The organism is Aliiruegeria lutimaris (genome assembly GCF_900099935.1).
GTDB lineage: Bacteria > Pseudomonadota > Alphaproteobacteria > Rhodobacterales > Rhodobacteraceae > Tropicimonas > Tropicimonas lutimaris.
This window is the reverse complement of the sequence record NZ_FNEK01000015.1, coordinates 22,830-45,872: the sequence shown is the minus strand read 5'-3', so window position 1 is coordinate 45,872 and position 23,043 is coordinate 22,830. Positions and strand designations below refer to the sequence as shown.

Genomic DNA, 23,043 nt, shown 5'->3' with positions numbered 1-23,043 from the left:
TCAGCCGCCGAGCTGCATCAGGGGCCGGTAAAGCTCTGGGCGCCGGTCGCGGAAAAGGCCCCAGCTCCGCCGAAGCGCGCCGATCTTGTCGAGATCGAAACGCGCCAACAGCACCGCCTCGTCCTGCCGTCCTGCCTGGGTCACCAGTTGCCCGGTCTGATCGGCAATGAAAGAGGTGCCGTAGAAGGTCACCTCCCGTCCGTCATGCACCTCGCGCCCGATCCGGTTCGATGCCGCGACAGGCATGATGTTCGCCGCCGCATGGCCGCGCATCGTCATCTCCCAATGCGGTTGGCTGTCATAGTCCGGCGCCGGCGGCTCCGAGCCGATCGCGGTCGGATAGAGCAGCATCTCCGCGCCCTGAAGCGCCATTGCGCGCGCCGCCTCCGGGAACCACTGGTCCCAGCAGATGCCCACGCCGATGGTGCCAAACGCCGTTTCCCAGACCTTGAAGCCGGTATCGCCCGGAGAGAAATAGAATTTCTCCTCGTAGCCCGGCCCCTGCGGGATATGACTTTTGCGGTAGTTTCCGAGCACCTTGCCATCGGCATCGACCATCGCAAGCGAATTGAAATGCGCCTGCCCCGCGCGCTCGAAATAGGAGATCGGAAGCACCACGCCCAACTCGCGGGCAAGCTCTGCGAAACGCGCGATCAGCGGGTTGCCCTCGAAGGGTGCGGCCAAGTCGAAATAGCGCGGGTCTTCGGTGATGCAGAAATAGGGGCCGTGGAACAGCTCCTGCAACAGGATCACCTGCCCGCCCTCCGCGGCGGCCTGCCGGACCAGCGCCTCGGCACGGTCGGCATTCGCGCCATGATCGTCGGAGCAGGCAAATTGTGTGACGGCGATGGTAACTTCACGCATCAAGGAATCCTTCCAGAACGTTCACGGTATTGATGCCAACCTGCTGGATGGCATAGCCACCTTCCATGCAGAAGACGGTTGGTAGGCCGTGCGAGCCGATCCGACGCCCGGCATCGAGGAAATCGGGGCAGTCGAGCTTGAAGAAGCTGATCGGGTCGTCCTTGTAGGCATCCGTGCCCAGAGAGATCACCAGCGCCTCGGCGCCAAACGCACGGATTCGCGCCAGCGCCGTGTCGAGCGCGCCGGACCAGACATCATAGGCCGTGCCCGGCAGCATCGGGTAATTCGCATTCGCCCCCTCACCGGCACCGATGCCGGTCTCGTCCGCATAGCCGAGGAAATAGGGAAAGGCGTCCTCCGGCGCGCCGTGCAACGAGGCAAAGAAGACATCGCCGCGCCCGTAGAAGATGTCCTGCGTGCCATTGCCGTGGTGGAAGTCGATATCGAGGATTGCCACCCGCCCTGCACCGTCACGGCGGAAGGCCTCGGCCACCAGCGCCGCGTTGTTGAGGAAGCAATAGCCGCCGAACATGTCGGCGGTGGCATGGTGCCCCGGCGGGCGGCACAGCGCGAACGCCGATTTCGCGCCGGCGGCGACATGGGCCTGCGCGGCTTGCGCGGATGCCGCCGAGGAGAGCGCCGCCGCCCATGTGCCGTTGGTGAGCGCGGTCTCCGAGGCCAGCGAGTAATAACCAACCTTGCCGTCGATATTGCGCGGCGGGCGGGATATCTGCATGCGCCGCGCCGGGAAATTCGCGGCGATCACCTCGCCTGCGAAGCCTTCGGCCTTCCACTCGTCCCAGGCGTTTTCGAGGAAGTCGAGATAGCCCGGATCGCACAGCGTCCGGATCGGCGCCATGTCCACCGGACCGGGGGCGACGATGTCGGTGAGCCCTTGTTCCTTAAGCCGCCCGAGCACGTATTCCACCCGGCTCGGCCGTTCGAACGGGGTGACGAACTCGCCGCCACACAGTTCCGCCTGCGGGAAATGTCGTCGGTGTTCCTCGCTGAAAAATACCTTCACTTCGAGCCTCTTGCGTGGTTTTTCAGCAAAGCGTTCGGCCGCTGTACGTCAAAGGTCAAGCATAATAGCCCGATCCAACCGCGCTATCCCGCCGAAATCTGACATGTCAGCGTAAGGAATATGCACAGACGCTTGCCTCGCTGGGCATCAATCCGGCTTGGCAGGCCCAAACCCCGTCTCGGGACCGGACACATTCCGCAATGCCCTATACGCCATCGGCGAGGATGACGGCTCGACAGCAAGCTGCGACGCGCATTTGCTGCACCGTAGCGCGGGGCCGCGAGTGAATCTTCGGGAGAATCGAAGGCCACGATATAGATGGACGAGCTCATTCCAGAAAACCCGCAAAAGAGGCGGACGTGATGGGTCTTTCAAAGCGGGCCGCGTGCTCCGCGGCCCGCCTTTTTTTCAGGCGAATGCGACTATTCCCATGAACCGAAACGAATTCTTCGCACCGGCTCGCTTGGTGCGATCAGAGCCGCGACAGAAGTTCCATTTTCTTCTGGTCGAACTCGGCATCGGTCAGGATGCCTCTGTCGCGCAGCTGGCCCAGCTTTTCGAGGCTGTCGAATATCGCATTGCTGTCGACCGCCGGTGCGCTTGTCACCGGCTGCGCCGGTTCGACAACACTGGCAGGCATTTCCGCGGGCGTGGGCTCCGGGTTCGCTGCCGGCGCGGCACCGCCCATCGGCACGACTGGCAGGTCGGCAACCCGCACGAGCCCGAACTGGCTGGTGAAGGTCAGCGACTGGTCGCCGCTTTGTTGCTGGCCAAAGCCCCCGATCTGATGCTGACCGGTGTCATAGACGGTCACATGGCCGCCCTGCTGGATCGCCAGCCGGGACATCATCGGGAAATAGGCGTAGCGCAGGTCATTCTGTGCGCCCGTCGATCCGGGCTGACCCAGATCCTGCGGCCACCAGTTGCTGGACCCCGGCCCCGGCACGAACAGGCTCGACTGGCCCATGCCGCCAGAGCCTTGCATCTGCATGCCGCCGCTGCTCTGGGACTGGCCCTGATAGGACACCGGCTGCGGCGCGGGCGGTTGAAACACCTGCGTGTTCATCAGCGCGTTCGACAATTCCGAGCACAGGCCGTCGACCCGGGCCTTGAGACCGTTGTTGAACATGTCGCCGATCATGGTCATCCCACCTATCGACCACTGGCCCATGCCTCCCAGTTCGAAATGGTTGAACTGTGCCTGGCTGCCGCCGCCCTGATCCAGCGCGATCAGCACATGGGTGACAGCATCCGGGCTGAACCCATGGCGTACGGATACGTCGTTTACGACGGCTTGCCCCTCAGGGCTGAGGTGCGACATTGGAAGGCTCCTGTTCATCCAGAAAATCTGGTCAAAAATCTATGGGTTCGTCTTGAGATCAAGCGGGCTCCTAACACAGCTCAGCCCTGTGCCACAGGGGATTCTTGCCCCTGGATGAAAAGGCGCCGGGCGCGGCGTCCTTCGGCTCCGAGCTCTTTCGCACCGGTTTCACCACCAAGGGGAGCGATGCCGATTAACCGCCACACTCGCCGATACCAAACAGCCGGCGTCGGGAAGCCCCGGCACCGGCTGAAAGAGCCAGAGGGCAAACGCGCCCGACCTCGTGCTTACCAGGCGTTGTAAGAGAGATACTTGCCCGACATCTCGACCTTCGCCCGGTCGCCCTTGGGATGTTCGACGCGGGTGACGCCGCAATCGATGATCTTCACCGTGCCATCGGCGTCGATCATCAGGTTTTCTGGACGCAGATCCTGATGCAGCATCTGCTTGCGGTGAAAGGCGCGCAACCCGCCGATCGCCTGCCCCATAATTCCGCGGAACTGTATCAGGCTGACGCTCTCCTGATCCGCCATCCACTGGCGCAGGGTCTGCCTCTCGACGAACTCGGTAAGCACGTAGAGGCTCGACCGGCTCTCCGGCGCGGGCGCGGGTTTGAGCTCATTCGACGAGTCGAGCCGGCGGGCGATCCATTCCTCCATCAGGAAGCGGCGCAGCCAGGCGCTGTCTTCCTTGGCCTCGGTGGAAAGAATCTTGAGCGCGACCCGCTGGCCGTTCGGCGCGGTGGCGTGGCACTGTCTCGTGGCATCTTGGCGCTCCGGAAAGGAGGAAACCCCGCACACGGGCTGGGCTTCCGGTGGATTGCGGATTACTCGGCGGGCACGCCCACGGAGTCGTCGCTCTCAACCTTGCGTGAGGGCGCGGTCTTGTAATGCGTGGAGTAGATCATCGCGCCGACGAAGGTTACCCCGCCCACCGGGTTGCCGATAACGGTCGGGATCTCGTTCCAGAGCAGGTAGTCCATGATGGTGAACTCACCGCCCAGCAGCAGCCCCGAGGGGAAGAGGAACATGTTTACGATGGAATGCTCGAAGTCGAGATAGAAGAAGATCAGGTTCGGCATCGACATGGCGATGACCTTGCCGGAGACGGAGGTGGATATCATCGCGGCGAAAACGCCGGTGGAGACCATCCAGTCGCGCATCACGGCACGGATGAAGAGCGTCAGCATCCCCGAGGCGCCGACGAAATTGCCGACAAAGACAAGGCCCCAGTTGCACAGCAGCGCCTTGAAGTCGATGCCCGGGCGCTTGTCCGAATAGGCCAGCGGCACGAGGGTGAACACGCCGGTCAGCAGGTTTAAGCCCAGCAGGCAGAGGGTACAGAAACCGACCGGGAAGAGCAGCGCGCCAAGCACAAGCTGCACCCGCTCGACATGTTGCGCCAGCTGGAGCAGTCGGAGGCCGACGGGCAGTTGGCCACCGGGCTCGACCAGTTGCTGCTGCGCCATCTCGGCTTCTTCAATGTCGAGCCGAACAGCCCCGGCTACATGATGCGCCTGCGCACGCCCGCCAACATCCTGCGCACCCGCGAGCCGCAGGGCATCCCGCGCAAGTTCAGTATCGCCTTCGACAATGCCGGCTCCATCTCTTGCGTCTCCAACACCAACGATATCGGCTCTCTCGCCGTGGAGGTGCGGGCAAACGGTCAGGGCGTGGAGACCGCTCCAATCGCGGCAAGGCGTGCCAAGGCGCAGCTGAAATACCTGCTGGACGACAAGGGCTTCGAGTGGCTCTGCGCCCGGACGCAGGAGAAGCTCGACGCTTTCGGAACCGGCGTGCGGCTGACCCCGCTCGCGCCCGCGCATGATGCGCCGCGCCCGGCGATCAAGCGGCAGGGACATATCGGGGTGCATCCGCGAAAACAGCCGGGGTAGAACTTTATCAGCGTGGCGCTGGAGCTGGGGAGGATGTCACCGGAGCAGATGCGCGGGCTTGGCCGGATCGCGGCGCGATTTCGCAGCAACGATATCCGGCTCGCCGTCTGGCAGAACCCGTTGATCGTGGGTGTGGCCGATTCGCATGTGGATGCGGTCTGCGCCGAGATCGAAGCGCTCGGGCTGAGCACGAGGGCCACCGCCTTTGCCGCCGGCGCTGTCGCCTGCACCGGCAAATCGGGCTGCACGCTGGCCTCGGCCTATAGCAAGCAGGATGCGACCGCGCTGGTGCGCCACCTGGAGGCACGCTTCACGCTGGACAGCCCGATCAACATCCATTTCACCGGCTGCGCAGATTCCTGCGCCCAGCATTATATCGGCGATATCGGGCTGGCGGGCGCCGCAGCGCCCGAGCCGGTCGAGGCCGGTCCGGCTTTCGACAAGAACCGCCCGTTCATGGCCTCGCTTATAGCCTCCGAGCGGTTGAGTGGCGCGGAGTCGGCAAAATCCGTCAACCATATCGAGCTTTCTACTGGCCGGTGGCGGCGCGGATCTCGACTACGCGATCGGCGATGCGCTTGGCGTCTTGCCGGTAAATGCCCCCGACGAGGTGGCGGCGATCCCGGAAGTAACCGGGCTCAAGGGCCCCGAGACCGTCCAGCTGAAAACCGGCCCCGCGGCATTGCGCTCGGCGCTGCTGACCTGGCTGGACCTGAGCACGGTCACGCCGAAAACGCTGGAGGCCTGGGCGGTGGAGGCGCGGCCCGAGGACATGCAGGTCATCGACTTGTTGCGACGGCCGGATTTCACGCCGGAGGCGCAAGTGCAGGTGGACGGGCTGCGCCCGCTGCAGCCGCGGCTCTACTCGATCTCCCCAAGTCCGAAGACGCATCCCGGCGAGGAGCACCTGACGGTGGGCGAGGTTCGCTACCAGTTGTTCGGTTCGGACCGGCAGGGCGGCGCCTCCACCTATCTCGGCGAGCGGTTGGCTCCCGGCAGCATGGTCGGCGTCTATATCCAGCGCTCGGCGCATTTTCACCTGCCCGAGGACGACACGCGCCCGCTGATCATGATCGGCCCGGGCACCGGCATCGCCCCTCTCCGCGCCTTCCTCGAAGAGCGTGACGCACGCGGGGCGGAAGGGCCGAACTGGCTCTTTTTCGGCGATCAGCACGAAGCCTGCGATTAACTCTATCGCGACCAGATCGGGCGCTGGCAGCAAAGTGGATTGCTGAACCGGACCAGTCTCGCATGGTCCCGCGACGGGACCGAGAAGATCTATGTCCAGACCCTGCTGGAGCAGGACGGGGCGGAGGCTTTCCGCTGGTTGGAACAAGGCGCGGCGATCTATATCTGCGGCGACGCCACGCGCATGGCCGCGGACGTGGACGTGGGCGTGGAAAGGACATTGCTGGACGTGATCGCCCGGCATGGCGGCCTGTCGAGCGAAGAGGCGTCTCGCTATCTGGACCGCCTGTCTTCGGAGCACCGCTACCAGAGAGACGTCTACTACGAGCCCTGCTCGTTTCATCCGCCACAACAAACAGGACGACCTTCCGAGATATTCCCGGACGGCCGCAGGTAAAAGTTGCCGGGATAAGGATGCGTCAGCCGTTGTTCCAGCGCATGCCGCGCCCTTTGCCACCCTGCGAGCGTCCGAAATCCGCAGAGGTCAGCACGCCGTCCCCGTTCAGGTCCATCCGGTCCCGCCAGAGCCGCGCACCGTCCACGTATTCCTTGCGGGAAATGTAGCCGTCACGATTGGTGTCTATCTGGCTGCGCAGAACGCCGGCTGTCCCGCGCAGGCCGTTCGCCTGACGCCCGCCATTGGATTGCGGCGAGATGCGATCGAACTCGGCAGAGGAAAGCGCGCCATCCCGGTTCGTGTCATAGGCGTCGAAATAGGCGGCACGTCCGGACTGGATCTCGGCAAGGGTTACCCTGCCATCATTGTTCGCGTCCCACCGGGTCAGCATGTTTCCACCCGGCACGAATTGCTGCGCCATGGCAGAGCTGCCGAACAGAACGAGGGCCATTGCAATCGGAAATGCGAAGCGAGTCATGAACTCCTCCCAATGAATCATCGTCGCGCATTTCTGATACGCAGTCTGCGCCTGTTTCCGTCGCTTGTCAGCAGGATCATGGGCGCGCGCCGTCGACGCGCGCCCTGCCCGACGAACCCACGCAGCCGTCAGGTGGCCACGTGGGAGACATCCTTGCCGGGCGAATAGATGTCGAGGATGTTCCAATGCCCGGTCGTGGGCGTCGGATTGTTGATCATCGGCACGTCCAGAACGGTCGGACGACCACTGGCAATCGCCGCTTTGAGCGCGGGCAGAAGCGCGTCGGCCGAACTGATCCGCAGCCCTTCGGCGCCATAGGCCCTCGCGATCTCCGCATAGCCCGGCCCGTTGGTGGGGGCCTCGACGGAGCCGGCGAAAGTTGTGCCATAGGTCAGGCCGTAATGCGCCTTCTGCAGTCCAGCGATGGTGCCGAAGGCGTTGTTGTTCATCACCAGCCAGATGATGGCAAGATCCAGTTCCACCGCCGTGGCGAGCATGGCCGGGTTCTGGCCGAATCCACCGTCACCGACGAGGCTGAGCACCACCCGGTCGGGTGCGGCGAGCTTGGCCCCGATGGCCCCCGGCGGGCCGAAACCCATGGTGGCGAAGCCGCCCGGGGTCAGGATCGAGCCGGGGGTCAGGATGTCGAATTGCTGGCCGACGCCGTTCTTGTTCCAGCCAACATCGGTGGTAATGATCGCGTCCTCCGGCAGGGCCGCGCGGGTATCGGCAAGGATGCGCTCCGGCATCATCGGGAAGGCGCTGGAGGTTGCCAACTCGCGGTTGCTTTCCTTGAAGGCCACGCGAAACGCTGCGATCTTGCCGACCATTTCGGGCCGCTGGAAGCCGTCCGGATACATCTCCTTCGCCACCCGGATCAGCACCCTGAGCGCCGCTTTTGCATCGGCCACCGCGCCGATCTCGGTCGGGTAGTTACGACCGATCTCCTGCGGTTCGATATCGATATGGATGACCTTCGTCTTGTCCCCCTTGCCGCCGATATTGAAGGTGTAGCCGGGATACCAGGAGGAGCAGTCCGCCTCCTTGAACCGGGTACCGATGGCAAAGACGACATCCGCCTCAAGGCAAGCATTGTTCGTGAGCGAGGTTCCCCAGAAACCGGTCATGCCGAGCACGAGCGGGTGGTCGTCGCGCAGCAGGCCCTTGCCCATCAACGAATGCGCCACCGGGATCTGCATTTGATCGACAAAGTCGCGCAGCTCCTCGGAGGCCTTCGCCAGCAGGATGCCGCCGCCGCCATAGATCACCGGCTTCTCGGCCTCGGCCAGTTTCCGCACGATGGCGCGCGCGGTCTCATCATCCAACGACGGCTTCACCAGCGCGCGGGTATTGCCGGCGATGCGTTCGAAGCTGTCCGACGGGATCACCTCCGAGAAGATATCCATCGGCACGTTAACCAGCACCGGCCCTGGCTGCCCGCTCTCGGCCAGGTGAAAGGCCTTTTCGAGGATCTCCGCCATCAGCTCCGCCCGGTCCACGCGCCAGGCGCGTTTAACGAAAGGACGGTAGATCTCGTATTGCTGGGCATCCGCGTGCAGGTTCACCTCCTGGTGCGGGTGCTTGCCGTAGTAATGGGTCGGAATATCGCCCGCGATCACCACCATCGGGATGCAGTCCAGCGCGGCATTGGCGACGCCGGTCGCACAGTTGGTGAGGCCGGGGCTCAGATGCGAGAGCACGACAGACGCCCTGCCCTGCACGCGTGCATAGGCATCGGCGGCGTGGCTGGCGATCTGTTCATGGCGTACGTTCACAAACGCGATCGGGCTCCCGGCCAATGCCGCCAGCACGGCGATATTGGTATGACCGCAGAGGCCGAAGACGTGGGTGATCTCCCGCCGCTCAAGGAAATCGACGATATGTTCAGCGACGGTCTTGTCGTTCGCCATCACAGCGCTTCCTTGCCGTAGAACTCACCGAACAGCTCTTCTTCGGAGGGCCGGTCCTCCGGGATCGGACGGCTCACCCAAGTGTAGTTCATCATGTGTTTCATGGTGACGTTCTCATTGGTGATATTGCCGCCCCAGATCCCGCAGCCGAGGGATGAGGTCATCGGCATACCGTTGGTCCAGGCACCGGCATTCGCCTTGGATTGCGGCTGACGGACCATCATCCGGCTGACCGGCGCGAGACGGGCGAGCGCGTCGATATTCGCGTCATCATGCGAGTAGATCCCGCAGGAATGGCCCTTGCCGCCGGTCTCGTAGATCTGGCGGACGGTCTCCAGCGCGTCGTCGAAGGTCTCGAAATGGTAGAGCGCCATGAGCGTGGTCAGCTTCTCCTTGGAGAACTTGTGCTCAGGACCGATCTGGCCCTGGTTCTCGACCATCAGGAACTTGCGGTCCTCGGGGATGGAAAAGCCGGCCACATCCGCCGTCTGTTGCGGACGGCAGGCGATAGTCGGGAAGGTGCGGTTGCCCTTCTCGTCCCACATCGCTTTCTCCAGCAGCGCTTTCTCTACAGCGGAGCAAAGGTATCCGCCCTCGGCCTCCAGCGCCTTCACCATGCGGTCATAGATCGAACGCTGGATGATGATATTGCCATCCGCCGAGCAGCCCGAGCCGAAATCGGAGGTCTTGGATATGCGGGTGTTCTGGGCCGCGATCTCGATATCCGCCGTCTCGTCGATGACGATGGAGGAGTTGCCCGCGCCCACGCCATAGGCCGGCTTGCCGGAGGAATAAGCAGCCTTGACCATTGGCTTGCCACCGGTGGCCAGAGTCAGGTCGCAGATCTCCATCAAATGCTGCGTCAGCGGGATCGACGGTTTCTGGATCGACTGGAACAAGTCTTCCGGCGCGCCCACGGCCCGGCAGGCCGCACGCATCACCTCGACCATCTCATAGGTCGTCCCCGCGGTGCGCGGATGCGGTGAGAAGATCACCGCGTTGCGCGCGTTGGCCGAGGAGACGCCCGTGACCGGCGGCGTCATGGCCGGGTTGGTCATCGGGATCAGCGAGGCGATCACGCCGGCGGGTTTGGCGTATTTCACCAACCCTTTCGCCTCGTCCACTTCGACAATACCGGTCGAAGGCGTGCGCAGCACGTCGCGAAGAACCATGTGGATCTTGAAGCGCTTGCCCGGGCGACCGTCGCGGTCGCCAATGCCGCTTTCATCCACGCCGCGCTGTGCCAGTCGGGTGAAAGTCTTTGCGTTGCCCGCGTACCAGGCAATGGCCTGCGAGAGGCGGTCCAGGTCGGCCTGGCTCCAATCCTCGATCTCGGCCATCGCCGCACGTGCGCGCGACAGCATTTCCGCAGCCAGCGCCGCTTCTTGTTCCGTGAGTTCTTTGGCCATAATGTTCCTCGTCTCCCTGAATGGCAGCCATCTCCGGCATGCGGTGGCGGGACCGCGCATTCCCTGCCAGGTCGATTTAGCTCTCGCCTGAATTGAGCCGCGCGTCGCGGGAGAGCTGGATCATGCCCTCGCGCGCGGTGAAATGCCCTCGCGCGCGGTGAAATGGACCAGCTCCCGGGTGGCCGCCTTGATCAACGCAAGAATCGCCCGCGCAAGGAGCGACCTGCCGCCGTTATTCCTGAATTCATGGGACATTTGGGGTTCCTTTCGGACTTGCATTGCCAGCATTAATAATCATTTGATTCTCAAAATATCCGATATTTTTTAAATTATCAACTATGAAGTTTGAGAGCACGATCTTCTGCCGGAGGCCCGATCCAAGCTGCATCCGCCAAGGTCGATGACAAAGGAAGGGCTACGCGAACGCGTTGCCCTCCCTGGTATCGGTATCTGGATTTTCCGCCGAGCGACCCGTTTTACGGGATCTTAGTCCCGAGAGATCGTGACGGTCGTTCCTGTTTCGGCCGAAGCCTGAATCGCCTCGACCACCCTGAGCGTGCGCAGCCCTTCGCGCCCGCTGACCAACGGCGCCTCCTCACCTCGAATCACGGCGGCGAAATGGGTGATCTGATTCAGAAGCGGGTCCGAGGACTCCCGCACCATCGAGGTCGCGCTGATCGGGCTCCACCAATCGCGTTCACCTCCGTGACGCCAGAGCCGGAGGTCGGGCAGCGAGAGCGCACCATGCGACCCGCCGATCAGGTAGCAGCTCTCGGAGGTACGCGGGTAGATCGGGTATTCCTGCGAGGTCAGCTCCCAACTCCATGGCGCGACGATGGAATCGGAGACGGTGATCGTGCCGATGCCGCCATTCTCGAAGCGAAATACCGCCGCGGCGACGTCCTCGTTCTCGAAACCGCGCAGCGAGGGCGTCGCCTGCGCCTGCACGCTTATCACCTCGCCGCAGAGATGGCGCATCAGGTCCACATCGTGGACGAGGTTGACCGAGATCGGCCCCGCGCCTTTCTGTTTGCGCCAGGGCGCGACCTCGAAATACCCGTCCGGCTTGTAGAACCAGGAGGTTGCCTGAACTGCTCGAACCTGGCCGATCTCGCCGGCGTCGATCAACTCCCAGGCCTTCCGGATCAACGGGTTGTGCCGCCGGTGGTGGCCGACGAGGATCGGCACTTCCTTGCGTTCGGCCTCCGCGACCAGCACAGCGGCCGCCTCCGCCGAGGTTGCCAGCGGTTTTTCTACCAGCACGGGCAGCCCCTGCGCGACGCAAGCCTGCGCCTGTTCGACATGCAGGGGCGTCGGTGTCGACAGGATGACTCCGTCCGTGACCTGCGCACGCAAAAGCTCTTCGAGCGTATCGAAATGGCGAAGCCCGTTCGCGTCCGCATAGGCGCGTCCCTCCTCGCTGGGATCGACGACCCCGGCAAGGACTGCCCCAGCCGTTCTCGCGATCGCATCGACATGGCGCCGCCCGACAAGGCCGACGCCTGCAACAGCAATACGAATTTCCGCCGTCATGCCGTACCCCACCCGGAAAAGCGAACCCGCGCCTTTCGTCTCTCGCTTCCAATGAACATGAATTCTCCCTCCCAAAACGGCGCGGTGCCACCTCCGGCGACTCGCGACTGTTTCGGAGAGATTAGGGTATAGGCCAACAACCTTCAATAATTTCTGATATTTTATAATTTATAGGTTGTTAAATTTTCGTTGAGCCAACTTTGCTGCCTGTCTATATTCATGACAAAATCTGAAAAATCTGATGAATGCCCAAGATGACAAAAGCACATAAGACGGTAGGGACGAGCACCTACCAACGGATCAAGCACGACATCATCTTCGGCGTCCTCGCGCCAGGCGAGAAGCTCAAGCTGGAGCCACTCAAGGACCGGTACTCGGCGAGCCTCTCGACGCTGCGCGAAACGCTCAACCGACTGGCCAGCGAGGGTTTCGTCGATGCGCCCGAGCAGCGCGGCTTCTTCGTAACGCCCGTCTCCCGCGAGGATCTCATCGAAGTGTCGAACCTGCGGGTATTGTTGGAATGCCACGCGCTGGAATTGTCGATCTCGAACGGAGATACCGAATGGGAGGGCAATCTCGTTGCCGCCCATCACAAGCTGCACCTCATGGAACAGCGCATGCTGCAGGGAGACCACTCCGAGGTAGAGGCGTGGAAGCGCTATGACTGGGAGTTCCACCTAGCCCTGATCCAGGCCTGCAACTCCAGGAACCTGCTCTCGCTGCACGCGCTGCTTTACGACAAGTACCTGCGCTACCAGATGCTCGTGCTGACCAATCGGGGCGAAACCGCTGTACGTGAACACCGCGCAATGCTCGACGCCGCCCTCGCGCGGGACGCGGCGAAAGCCAGTGAAATCCTCGAAGCCCACATCCGCGGAGGGCTGGCCCACACGCTGGAGGCGATGAAGGAAGTCGCCTGACGGAAGGGTCGCTACAGTTGGAGAGCTTTGTCCTGCGCCGCGGGCCGCGCAGCTTTACCTATAGACCGGCGGGCGTTTCTGCATATTTGCCATGATTGTCTCGACCTGGTTGGGTGCCCCCATCAGTTCCGCCTGCAGAACGGCCTCCAGCCGCAGATGCTCGGCGGGTTGGCCGGCATAGATCGCGTCCACCAATTGCTTGCCGGAACGGATCGCGTCGGGAGAACGCCCGGCAAGGGCCTCGGCAAAGGCGCGGGCCTCCTGGCGCGGGGCGTCCGACAGCCGGGTCACAAGGCCAAGCGCATGCGCCTCCGCACCCGTGATCACGCGGGCAGTCATGATAAGCTCTTTCGCCCGGTCGGCCGGCAGCAGCTTCGGCAGGCTCTGCGAGATGCCCATATCCGGGATCAGCCCCCATTTTCCTTCCATGATCGAAAACCGCATGTCCGGCCGGGCGACACGGAAATCCGCCCCGAGCGCGATTTGCGCGCCGCCGCCGAAACAGACCCCTTCCAGCGCAGCGATGACCGGCACGGCAAGCTGGCTCCACACCACGGCCGGAAGCTGGAAGCGGTTGGCGATCTCACACTCGGGCGGGCTGAGCATTTCCTGCTTGATCGCATCCATCTTGCCCGCCATCGCCATGAGCGCCCCGGTGTCGAGCCCGGCCGAGAAATCGCCCCCTTCGCCGGACAGGATCACCGCCCGCAGCCCTGGCTTGCTCGCCAATTCCTTACCGGCGGCGACCAGCGCATCCAGCATTTCGAGCGTCAGCGCGTTCTTCTTCTCGGGCCTGTTCAGGCGCACCTCGGCAATTGCCTCGTCGGCCCCGATAAGTTCCACGAATTCCTGTGACATCCTGCTCTCCTCCGTCCCTTGCGCAACAAAGGCCAGAGGTTACGCTGAGGTCAAGCTTGACGGAGGGTCCTTTCGGCTCAGGCGTGACCGACCGGTTTGGCGTCCACGCAACGGTCCGCGGCGCTTTCCATTTCCAGAACCGAATGGCGTATGCCGAAACGGTCTGCCAGAAGGGTCTTGAGCGCCGCCTTGACCGGTGCGGCCGCCGCTCCGGGTGCGAGCACCACATGGGCCTCCAGCGAAATCTCGTGTTCGCCCATCTGCCACAGATGGAGGTGGTGAATCTCCACCACGTCGGGGCATTCCTCCATACTCGCGATCGCGTCCTCGACCGTTGGCGAGCCCGGGCTGGCCAGCATGAGAATGCGAATGACCGGGCCGATTTCGCGCGCCGTATGCCACAGGATATAGCCCGCGATCATCAGCGTCACGATCGGGTCAACCAGCCGCCAGTCATAGAGCAGGATCAACGTGCCCCCGATGATGACCGCCACCGAGCCCAGGGCATCCATGAGGTTGTGAAGAAAGGCCGCGCGCATGTTCACGCTGTCCTTCGACATCCGGAAAATCAGCAACGCTGTCACGGCGTCGATCACCAACGCGACAGCGGCCACGACAACGACCAGCCAGCCCTGCACCTGTGGCGGATCCAGCAAGCGATTGATGCCCTCAACCGCGAGGTAAAAGGCGATCACGATCAACACGGTATAGTTGATCAGCGCCGCGACGACCTCGGCCCGGCCATAGCCGAAGGTCATTTTCTCGTCTGCCGGCCGGCGCGCGATCTTGCGGGCGGCAAACGCGATTACCAGCGAGAGCGCATCGCTCAGGTTGTGGATGGCATCAGCCACCAGGGCGAGCGAGCCGGAAATGACCCCGGCAACGATCTGCACGAAGGTCAACAGGAAGTTCACCGCGATGGCGACAAAGACCCGGCGGTCGCCGCTCTCGGGATCGAGACCGTGGTGATGGTCATGATGATGGTCGTGCGGCATCGGGTCCCTCACACCTGTTTCTTCCATCCCGGGCTACCTCTCTCGCCGCCGGAGATCTAGGTGGCACGATCGGTCCATGGACATAGAAGCTACGGGTTTCGGTCGATTTATTTGGCGTGCCCTGAAGGACGAATTCCTGTAGAATAAACCCCGTCGTCGCTGATCACCTGAAAAGTCGGCACTCCCATTCGGGTCCTTCTCCAGGGTGAACAGAAAGCGGTGACGGGTCGATTTTCTGGACCCTATTTTGTTTGATTTCCGGCATTAACCGGATCGTTTGCGTTTGGCATGTGCCTTTTTTTATGGACCTTTAACAATGTTCAACCCTGTCCCGATTCAAGACAACTTGCCCCTCCTCCTTCAAATCTGTGGCGTAATAGGGTCGATTGTCTATGTCGGCGGTTTCGTGCTGGTCCAGTGCGACATCGCCTGCGGTAATGGAACGGCCTATTCGGTCTTCAAGATCATTGCCGCAGCCCTCGTCCTTTTGAGCCTGATCGACTCGTTCAATCTCGCGGCCTTCCTGATCCAGATAGGTTTCATCGGATTCGGCCTCTGGGGGCTCGCCCGCCGCACCGGCACTTCCGCCGACCGTAAGGAGACCCCAACGAGATCGACGCCGCTCCGCTACGAACGTCCCGCGGCATTGACCTGTGAAGGCGCACCACGGGCAATCCGCGAGCAGGCAAGTTGAGACGGACTTCCGTCACCGCGCGCGGTGACGGAGCACTCAATGCGCCTCGGCCCAGTTCGCCCCCTGCCCGGCATCGACAACAAGCGGCACGTCGATCCTCACCGCCGGCTCGGCGGCGGTCTCCATCACCTCGCGGACACGCGCAATGGTTTGGTCCACAGCGTCCTCGGCCACCTCAAAGATCAGTTCGTCATGCACCTGCAACAGCATCTTGGCTGGCAAACCGGCGATTGCGTCCTCCATCCGGATCATCGCCCGGCGGATGATGTCCGCCGCCGTGCCCTGGATTGGCGCGTTGATCGCCGCTCGCTTGGCAAAGCCCGCGCCCGGCCCCTTGGCATTGATCTCCGGCGTGTGGATGCGGCGGCCGAACAGCGTTTCGACCCGGCCATGCTCCTTGGCGAAGGCAACCGTGTCGTCCATGTAAGTCCGGATCCCGGGGAAGCGCTCGAAATAGCGGTCGATGAAGCCCTGCGCCTCTGAGCGCGGAATCCGCAGGTTCCGCGCCAGCCCAAAGCCCGAAATGCCATAGATCACGCCGAAATTGATCGCCTTGGCCTGTCGACGGATATCGGGCGTCATCTCGTCCAGCGGTACATCGAACATTTCCGACGCCGTCATGGCGTGAATGTCCTGCCCTTCGCGGAAGGCCTGTTTCAGCGCATCGATCCCTGCCACATGAGCAAGAATGCGCAGTTCGATCTGGGAATAGTCGAGACTGACCAACAGCTTGCCCGGCTCGGCCACGAAAGCCTCCCGGATACGGCGGCCTTCCTCGCTGCGCACGGGAATGTTCTGCAGGTTCGGATCGGTCGAAGCGAGGCGGCCGGTATTGGCGCCCGACTGGATATAGGAGGTGTGCACCCGGCCGGTCTCAGGGTTGATATGGTCCTGCAGCGCGTCCGTATAGGTCGATTTCAGCTTGGAAAGCTGGCGCCAGTCCAGCACCCGCGCCGGAAGCTCGTGCTCCGTGGCGAGGTCTTCCAGAACCTGCGCCGGGGTCGACCATGCGCCCGTCTTGCCCTTCTTGCCGCCCTCCAGCCCCATCTTGTCGAAGAGGATCTCGCCAAGCTGCTTGGGCGAGCCGACATTGAAGCTCTCGCCCGCCAATTCGTGAATCTCGGCCTCCAGCCCCGCCATCTTCTGCGCAAACGCGTTGGACATGCGGCTGAGCGTATCACGGTCGACCTTCACGCCGGCCATCTCCATCCGCGCCAGAACCGGCGAAAGCGGCCGCTCCAGCGTTTCGTAGACGGTCGTGACCTTGTTCAGGTGCAATTGCGGCTTGAACAATTTCCATAATCTGAGCGTCACGTCAGCATCTTCGGCTGCATATTTTGCAGCCGTTTCCACTTCGACCTTGTCAAAGGTGATTGCACTTTTCCCACTTCCGATCAGTTCCTTGATCGGGATGGGAACATGCGAGAGGTAGCGCTCCGAAAGCGCGTCCATCCCGTGGCCATGCATCCCCGAATGCATGGCGTAGGAGAGCAGCATCGTGTCGTCATAAGGCATGACTTCGATGCCATAGCGCGACAGGATCTTGGCGTCGTATTTCATGTTCTGGCCGATCTTAAGGACGGCCTCATCTTCCAGAACCGGCTTCAGGAGCGCGAGCGCCTCCTCGAGCGCCATCTGCCCTTCGGCCAATGCCTCCTCTGCAAACAGGCCTTCGCCCCCGCCCGCCTTGTGCCCGAGCGGGATGTAACAAGCCGCGCCCGCCTCAACGCAAAGGCAGATCCCGACCAGATCGACGGTCATCTCGTCCAGCCCTGTCGTTTCCGTATCTACGGCGACGCGACCCATGGCGTTGATCCGGTCGATCCAAGCCTGGAGCGCCGCGGCATCGCGAACGATCTCGTATTTCGCGTGATCGAAGGGCAGCGCTTCCGGGGCATCGGCTTCGGTCGTCGCCGCGGGCGCCTCCGCAATTGCCGGCGCCTCGACGCCAAGTTGATCGGCGATCCGCTTGGAAAGCGTCCGGAATTCCATTTTTCCCAGGAACCCCAGAAGCGCCTCCGGCTCCGGATCCCGCACTTCCAGATCGTCGAGGGTAAAAGCGAGCGGGGTGGCGCAATCCAGCGTGACGAGCCGCTTGGACATTTCGATCTGCTCGCGCTTTTCCATCAGGGTCTGGCGGCGCTTAGGCTGCTTGATTTCCTCGGCGCGGTCCAGCAGCGTTTCGAGATCGCCATATTCCTGAATGAGTTGCGCGGCGGTCTTGATGCCGATCCCCGGTGCGCCGGGAACATTATCCACCGAGTCGCCCGCCAGCGCCTGCACATCGACCACCCGCTCCGGGCCGACGCCGAACTTTTCCTCGACTTCCTCGATGCCGATCCGCTTGTTCTTCATCGCGTCGAGCATCTCGACGCCGCCCCCGATAAGCTGCATCAGGTCCTTGTCGGAACTGATGATCGTGCAGCGCCCACCGGCCTCGCGCGCCTGACAGGCCAGCGTGGCGATGATGTCGTCGGCCTCGTAGCCCTCGATCTCCTCGCAAGCGACGTTGAATGCGCGCGTCGCTTCCCGCGTCAGCGGGAATTGCGGCACAAGATCCTCCGGAGCGGGCGGACGGTTGGCCTTGTAGAGATCATAGATCTCGTTGCGGAAAGTCTTGCCCGAGTAATCGAAGATCACCGCGGCGTGCGTCGGCGCATCCGGCCCGGTATTACCCTCGATATAGCGGTGCAACATGTTGCAGAATCCCGCCACGGCGCCCACCGGCAACCCGTCGGACTTGCGCGTCAGCGGCGGCAGCGCGTGATAGGCCCGGAAAATAAAGGCCGAGCCGTCGATGAGATGCAGGTGATGTCCCTTGCCGAATGCCATTCCGCGCTCCCTGAAACAATGCTTCGCCTTTGGTGACATGTTCTGCGCGGGAGAACCAGCCCGCCAGGCACGACCCGAAGTGGCGCCGGGGCTGTGCGCAGGCGAAGCATGGTCCACCGGCCGAACGTTATGGCAGGGCTTGGCAAAAGTCGGGGGCTTTGCCCCCCACGCGCTCTTGAGAGCGCTCCCCCCAAGGTATTTGATGAAAAATGAAGAGATACCCTTCTGGGCTTCATCTATCCCCAAATACCTCCGCCGGAGGCACAATCCAAAGGATCGTTTGCGCGCGCGAAGCGCGTGCCACCGATTGGCAGCCTGGTTCGCAAAGTTGACCGACAGAATTGCGAACGACACCAACGATCGCTTTTGGATCAGGTCTTGGATTTACCTTCCAGGACAAATTTCTTGTCGCAGTAAGGGCACTCGACTTCACCATCCTCGCCCAGGCTCAACCAGACCCTTGGGTGGCCCAAAGCTCCCTCGCCGCCATCACAGCAGACGCGCTTGGCGGTTACGACCTCGGTTTCGGGAGGCTGGGGGATCACGGACATGAACAGGCTCCTGGCAATCTGGTCCGGCGGCTGCTTGTGGCGCCGCTCGGCTCGGAATAGGTTCGCAGCATCATAGGGAACGCCCGTGCGCGGGCAAGTGCCGGAGCGCCGCATATGAGCCAATTCGCCATCGAAATCGAAGGACTGGCAAAGACCTACGCCGCCCACAAGGGCGAACCGCCAAAGGAAGCGCTCAAAGGGGTGGACCTGCAGGTGCCTCAGGGGTCCATTTTCGGCCTGCTGGGTCCGAATGGGGCCGGGAAATCGACTCTCATCAATATCCTTGCCGGGTTGGTGCGTAAAAGCGCCGGGAATGTCCGAATCTGGGGCTTCGATCACGATGTGAACCCGCGCCAGAGCCGCGCGGCCATCGGCGTGATGCCGCAGGAACTCAATCTCGACCCGTTCTTTACCGCCCGCGCCGCACTCGACGTGCAGGCCGGGCTCTACGGGGTTCCGAAACGCGAGCGGCGCACGGACGAGATCCTCGAGATGATCGGGCTGACGGACAAGGCAGATGCCTATTCGCGCACCCTCTCAGGGGGGATGCGGCGGCGACTGCTGCTAGGCAAGGCGCTGGTGCACAACCCGCATGTGCTGGTGCTCGACGAACCGACGGCCGGCGTCGATATCGAGCTGCGCCAGATGCTTTGGAACAATGTCCGAAAGCTCAACGAGCAGGGGATGACGATCATCCTGACGACGCATTACCTCGAAGAGGCCGAGCAGATGTGCGACCAGATCGCCATCATCCATAATGGCGAGAAGATCGCGCATGACCGCACAGATCGCCTGATCGGCCGCCTCGACGCAAAAACGCTGGTCATCCAGCCCGAGGGACCGGTGCCTGCGGAGTTTCCCCTGCCAACGGATGTGACCTGCGAACGCCGCCCCGGCGGAGCCATTGCGCTCTCCTATCGGCGCGGGGCGACATCGGCCGAGGATGTGCTTGACGCCGTGCGCGCGGCCGGCATCCGGATTTCGGACGTCGCTTCCGAGGATCCCCGGCTGGAGGACATTTTCCTCGCGCTCACCGCTGGCGCGCACAGGGCCGCCTGACCCGTGCTGTCCTTGTCGCGTCCCGACAGCAAGCTGATGGCGCGCACGGCGCCCTTCGTTCGCATGCTGTCCGAGGCGGCGGAAGCGCTCGGTGTCTCGCTGGAAATGGACAGCGAATATGGTTTCGTTGGACGGATCGTCGATACGAAAGGCCGGCGCCATCCGATCTTCGGAAAATCCATCGGTCTGAATACCGATGCCGCCGCCCATATCGCGGCCGACAAGGATTACACCGCCCGCTGGCTTGCGGCAGACAATCTGCAGACGCCCGCTGGCAGGATCGTATTCAGCCCCGCCTACCAGGACCGCATGACGTTGCGGAATGCCGACACCGCAGCCCGCCTGCCCGGCCCGGAAGCCGCCGTCGCGTTCGCCGAGGCGCAGGGCTGGCCGGTGATCGTCAAACCGAATACGGGCTCCGAAGGGCGGGATATCCGCCTGTGCACGGACCGCGAGCACCTGCTTGCCGACCTTCGATTGGCTTTTGCCAGCGACGACATCCTGCGCGTCGAACGCCATGTTCCCGGTCGCGACTACCGGTTGCTGGTTCTGGACGGGCGTGTCGTTCTGACCTACGAGCGCATCCCTCTCTCGGTCATCGGCGACGGCACCACGCGATTGGCGAAGCTTGTCGACAAGGCACTCGCGGAGCTGCGGGAACGGCATCGCGGTGCCAAGATCTCCGTCGAGGACCCGCGCCTGCATCACCGCCTTGCCGCCGATGGCCGTAACTTCGAAACGATTCTACCCAAAGGCGAAAGCCAGAGATTGCTGGACAATGCCAATCTATCCACCGGCGGTACCCTGCGCGACTGGACAGGCGAGCTTCCCCCCGAAACCGAAGCCCTCGCAATCCGGGCGGCCGACAGTCTCGGCCTGCGCCTTGCCGGGGTGGACATACTGGCCCCGGCCCTCGAAGAGGCCATGGAGGGTGCAACCATTCTCGAGGTCAATTCGGCGCCGGGGCTCGACTATTTCGCCACCGCCACGCCGAAGAACTGGTCACGCGCCCGATCTATCGTAACGGAAATGCTCCGGCTGCGGATTGGCGAGGGCTGAGGCGCCCCCTGCCCGTTCGAGCCGGCGCCGCGATCACTTCGCGGGTGCCAGCATCCGTCCGAGCATCCGTCCACCAAGTATGTGGACATGCAGATGGGGAACCTCCTGCACGCCATGCGCGCCGGCATTTGCGATCAGGCGGCAACCGTCGCCGGCCGCATCGGCTTGCACGCCAAGCATCTTGCAGATCCGCCCGACAGTGCGGGTGAAATCGACGATCTCCGCATCGGAGGCTTCGAGAGCGAAATGATCGTAGCAGACATAGGGCCCTTTCGGGATCACCAGAACATGCACGGGCGCTTGCGGGTTGATGTCGTTGAAGGCCAGCGAATGCTCCGTCTCCAGCACGGGGCTGTTGGGGATCTCGCCGCGCAGAATTTTGGCAAAGATATTCTGGTCGTCATACACATATGCCATTTTCCTACCCTTCTCCTTCCGTTCAGTCGTCAAACAGGTTCTCACACGCCGCAATCTTCAGCGCTGTCTCCTCCGGTATAGACAGAAACGCCGCCAGCGACAGCGCATTCTGTTCCGGCGTCGCATCTTGCGCGATCACATGATGATGCTGGAATCCGGCATCGCGGATCCGGTCTGTTTCCTGCGTGAAATCCCGGCGCAAGGTGTCGATCAATTCCGCCAGAGTCTCGGCATTGCCGCCGGCCCCTGCCAGCCCCACACGCTCGGCATGGCCGAGCAGATCCGCATCGGAGAAGTTGCAGCGGACATCGAGGATACGCACCGTCGCCCGGTCTCCGGCGAAATCGCTGATGATGTCGAACATGGACGGGTCCAGGCAGAGCGCCAGCTTCGCGGTGTCATGGTAGCCGAAAAGCATCGATACGAGCACGCGCCGGTGCCGCATGCGCTTGTAGATGCTGGTTTCAATCCCGCCGAGATCGGGCAAACCGGCGTCCTGTTCCGCAAACAGGTACTCCACCGCGTGCAGGCCGGTCTGCCGACGCACCTCGCCGATGAGACGCTTGGCGATATGCCACTTCTTGCAAACGACAAGGAGCAGTTCCTTGTCGCGCTCCAATCCCCCACCTTCCTCCCAGAAACGCGGGGAAAAGCGCCGCCCTTCCCGGCCGCGCCTGGTGAGGTAGTGAAAGAGATTGCGCCCCTCGTCCGATATCCGGAATTCCTTCCCCTTGGCGGAATAGAGTTTGCCGAGCCGCGTCTTCAGCTCCGCTGCCTCGGGGCTGATCTTGCGGGCGAAAAGCGCGTCCTGCGCCAGCAACAAATCGTGGTGGTCGTTGTAGAAATTGATCGGCATTCCGTAATCGGAAAACATCAGGAAGGTCAGCGTGCGCGAGCGGATCTCTTGCCGCGGGATGAGGTGGCGCACGATGGTCTGGAAAAAGGTCTCGTCGGGAATCCACGTCGTCGCGAAGAATCGCATGACATCGCGCCGCGTGTCCGCGAAATCCAGCACCGCCTCGATGGTTCGCCGGCGCAGGCACCACCATTGGCTGCCGATCATCATCTGCAGGTCTTGCGGCACCTTGCGCTTCAGGCCGAGCCACTTTTGCATCTCGAAGCTGCGGTAGAACAGCCATTTGCGCTGGCGCTCATTGAAGAAATGCCGGTAGATCAGGCGCTCCTCCACGAAGCCCGTCTTGATCCAGCCGCCATCGAAATAATCGACGGATTCGATGTAATCCACATCCTCCGCCGCCAGGAAGGCATGGGCATATTCGGCCGATTTCACCGGCATGCAGTCGCCCGAAAGCATGTAGAAATGGGTGGCACGCGGAAAGGCGGCAGTGGCAGCCCGGATCGCCTCCAGCGATGCCGCGACAAGGCTCCATTCGCCCCAGCCGCATTTCCGGCGCCTTGCCGCAAAGGTGACATTGGGATTGTCGGCCAGTTCACTGCGAATCTTCGCAAAATCGGCCGCGGAAGCGCGTGCATCGAAATGAATGGACAGGCAATCGCCCGCCGCTGTCAGCCGCCGGGCCTGCGCGACGATCGCGTCGGGATCCTTGTGACAGAGCAGGATATAGGCGATCTGTACCATTTCGAGAACAATCTTCGGGGCTTGCGCGGCATTGTTCAAG

23 protein-coding genes and 1 pseudogene are annotated in these 23,043 nt (G+C 62.7%); 8 read left to right on the top strand and 16 right to left on the bottom strand.

Going from position 1 to position 23,043, the window contains the following annotated elements:
• The 5 genes from aguB to BLR85_RS09100 all read right to left on the bottom strand — a co-directional run bounded on the left by aguB (window position 1) and on the right by BLR85_RS09100 (window position 4,677).
• Entirely contained in the window at window positions 1-864 is an 864-nt protein-coding gene (gene aguB, locus BLR85_RS09120) for an N-carbamoylputrescine amidase (protein ID WP_093154143.1), read from the bottom strand.
• Window positions 857-1,888 (bottom strand): histone deacetylase family protein, encoded by a 1,032-nt coding sequence (locus tag BLR85_RS09115; RefSeq protein ID WP_093154139.1) that lies wholly within the window; start codon window positions 1,886-1,888, stop codon window positions 857-859. Before BLR85_RS09115 ends, aguB begins: the two co-directional genes overlap by 8 nt.
• 472 nt (window positions 1,889-2,360) lie before the next feature.
• Entirely contained in the window at window positions 2,361-3,209 is an 849-nt protein-coding gene (locus tag BLR85_RS09110) for an SHOCT domain-containing protein (protein ID WP_093154135.1), read from the bottom strand.
• A gap of 287 nt (window positions 3,210-3,496) precedes the next feature.
• Window positions 3,497-4,009 (bottom strand): protein kinase domain-containing protein, encoded by a 513-nt coding sequence (locus BLR85_RS09105; protein WP_170844507.1) that lies wholly within the window; start codon window positions 4,007-4,009, stop codon window positions 3,497-3,499.
• 26 nt (window positions 4,010-4,035) lie between these two features.
• Window positions 4,036-4,677, bottom strand: coding sequence for a formate/nitrite transporter family protein (locus BLR85_RS09100; RefSeq protein WP_093154125.1), 642 nt, complete (start codon window positions 4,675-4,677; stop codon window positions 4,036-4,038).
• Here BLR85_RS09100 and BLR85_RS09095 point away from each other — a divergent pair.
• The 4 genes and pseudogenes from BLR85_RS09095 (at window position 4,642) to BLR85_RS09080 (ending at window position 6,688) form a co-directional block, all read left to right on the top strand.
• Window positions 4,642-5,103, top strand: coding sequence for a hypothetical protein (locus tag BLR85_RS09095; protein WP_170844506.1), 462 nt, complete (start codon window positions 4,642-4,644; stop codon window positions 5,101-5,103). The genes BLR85_RS09100 and BLR85_RS09095 overlap by 36 nt on opposite strands.
• A 33-nt stretch (window positions 5,104-5,136) precedes the next feature.
• Window positions 5,137-5,220 (top strand): annotated as a pseudogene (locus BLR85_RS30445) (hypothetical protein); the annotation flags it as partial.
• A gap of 370 nt (window positions 5,221-5,590) precedes the next feature.
• Complete coding sequence (locus BLR85_RS09085) at window positions 5,591-6,292, top strand: flavodoxin domain-containing protein (RefSeq protein ID WP_093154112.1); 702 nt, start codon at window positions 5,591-5,593, stop codon at window positions 6,290-6,292.
• A gap of 39 nt (window positions 6,293-6,331) precedes the next feature.
• Window positions 6,332-6,688, top strand: coding sequence for a hypothetical protein (locus BLR85_RS09080; protein ID WP_093154108.1), 357 nt, complete (start codon window positions 6,332-6,334; stop codon window positions 6,686-6,688).
• A 22-nt stretch (window positions 6,689-6,710) separates the two neighbouring features.
• Here BLR85_RS09080 and BLR85_RS09075 read toward each other — a convergent pair whose 3' ends face one another.
• The 5 genes from BLR85_RS09075 to BLR85_RS09060 form a co-directional block, all read right to left on the bottom strand.
• The gene (locus BLR85_RS09075) at window positions 6,711-7,166 is read right to left on the bottom strand and encodes an EF-hand domain-containing protein (RefSeq protein WP_170844505.1); all 456 of its coding nucleotides are present in this window, start codon (window positions 7,164-7,166) and stop codon (window positions 6,711-6,713) included.
• 128 nt (window positions 7,167-7,294) lie between these two features.
• Window positions 7,295-9,076, bottom strand: a complete 1,782-nt coding sequence (locus BLR85_RS09070; RefSeq protein ID WP_093154098.1) for a thiamine pyrophosphate-binding protein — start codon at window positions 9,074-9,076, stop codon at window positions 7,295-7,297.
• Window positions 9,076-10,485: an aldehyde dehydrogenase family protein gene (locus BLR85_RS09065; protein ID WP_093154094.1), complete on the bottom strand. Its 1,410-nt coding sequence runs from the start codon at window positions 10,483-10,485 to the stop codon at window positions 9,076-9,078. The genes BLR85_RS09070 and BLR85_RS09065 overlap by 1 nt, the downstream gene beginning before the upstream one ends.
• Before the next feature lie 120 nt (window positions 10,486-10,605).
• On the bottom strand, window positions 10,606-10,740 hold the full coding sequence (locus tag BLR85_RS30230; RefSeq protein ID WP_280138472.1) for a hypothetical protein: 135 nt from the start codon (window positions 10,738-10,740) through the stop codon (window positions 10,606-10,608).
• A gap of 231 nt (window positions 10,741-10,971) precedes the next feature.
• A complete protein-coding gene (locus BLR85_RS09060) occupies window positions 10,972-12,018 on the bottom strand; it encodes a Gfo/Idh/MocA family protein (protein WP_093154089.1) in 1,047 nt (348 codons plus the stop codon).
• A 254-nt stretch (window positions 12,019-12,272) separates the two neighbouring features.
• Between BLR85_RS09060 and BLR85_RS09055 the strand changes: the two genes are divergently transcribed.
• Window positions 12,273-12,938: a GntR family transcriptional regulator gene (locus tag BLR85_RS09055; protein WP_093154308.1), complete on the top strand. Its 666-nt coding sequence runs from the start codon at window positions 12,273-12,275 to the stop codon at window positions 12,936-12,938.
• A gap of 54 nt (window positions 12,939-12,992) precedes the next feature.
• Here BLR85_RS09055 and BLR85_RS09050 read toward each other — a convergent pair whose 3' ends face one another.
• Window positions 12,993-13,796, bottom strand: coding sequence for a crotonase/enoyl-CoA hydratase family protein (locus tag BLR85_RS09050; RefSeq protein WP_093154084.1), 804 nt, complete (start codon window positions 13,794-13,796; stop codon window positions 12,993-12,995).
• Between the two features lie 77 nt (window positions 13,797-13,873).
• Window positions 13,874-14,791 carry a cation diffusion facilitator family transporter gene (locus BLR85_RS09045; RefSeq protein ID WP_093154078.1) on the bottom strand — a complete coding sequence of 306 codons (918 nt, stop codon included), beginning with the start codon at window positions 14,789-14,791 and terminating at the stop codon, window positions 13,874-13,876.
• Between the two features lie 346 nt (window positions 14,792-15,137).
• Between BLR85_RS09045 and BLR85_RS09040 the strand changes: the two genes are divergently transcribed.
• A complete protein-coding gene (locus tag BLR85_RS09040) occupies window positions 15,138-15,485 on the top strand; it encodes a CBU_0592 family membrane protein (protein ID WP_139188341.1) in 348 nt (115 codons plus the stop codon).
• Window positions 15,486-15,521: 36 nt separating this feature from the next.
• Here BLR85_RS09040 and polA read toward each other — a convergent pair whose 3' ends face one another.
• Both polA and BLR85_RS09030 read right to left on the bottom strand, forming a co-directional pair.
• Window positions 15,522-18,317 (bottom strand): DNA polymerase I, encoded by a 2,796-nt coding sequence (polA, locus tag BLR85_RS09035; RefSeq protein WP_093154068.1) that lies wholly within the window; start codon window positions 18,315-18,317, stop codon window positions 15,522-15,524.
• Between the two features lie 371 nt (window positions 18,318-18,688).
• Window positions 18,689-18,862 carry a zinc-finger domain-containing protein gene (locus BLR85_RS09030; protein WP_093154304.1) on the bottom strand — a complete coding sequence of 58 codons (174 nt, stop codon included), beginning with the start codon at window positions 18,860-18,862 and terminating at the stop codon, window positions 18,689-18,691.
• A 120-nt stretch (window positions 18,863-18,982) separates the two neighbouring features.
• On the opposite strand from BLR85_RS09030, the gene BLR85_RS09025 reads away from it, so the two are divergent.
• Together BLR85_RS09025 and BLR85_RS09020 are read left to right on the top strand one after the other, a co-directional pair.
• Complete coding sequence (locus tag BLR85_RS09025) at window positions 18,983-19,927, top strand: ABC transporter ATP-binding protein (RefSeq protein ID WP_093154064.1); 945 nt, start codon at window positions 18,983-18,985, stop codon at window positions 19,925-19,927.
• 12 nt (window positions 19,928-19,939) lie between these two features.
• Window positions 19,940-20,986, top strand: coding sequence for an ATP-binding protein (locus BLR85_RS09020; protein ID WP_139188340.1), 1,047 nt, complete (start codon window positions 19,940-19,942; stop codon window positions 20,984-20,986).
• A gap of 33 nt (window positions 20,987-21,019) precedes the next feature.
• On the opposite strand, the gene BLR85_RS09015 is transcribed toward BLR85_RS09020, so the two are convergent.
• Window positions 21,020-21,403: an HIT domain-containing protein gene (locus BLR85_RS09015; RefSeq protein ID WP_093154054.1), complete on the bottom strand. Its 384-nt coding sequence runs from the start codon at window positions 21,401-21,403 to the stop codon at window positions 21,020-21,022.
• Between the two features lie 22 nt (window positions 21,404-21,425).
• Window positions 21,426-23,003 (bottom strand): DUF5928 domain-containing protein, encoded by a 1,578-nt coding sequence (locus BLR85_RS09010; RefSeq protein ID WP_093154050.1) that lies wholly within the window; start codon window positions 23,001-23,003, stop codon window positions 21,426-21,428.
• Between the last annotated feature and the right edge of the window lie 40 nt (window positions 23,004-23,043).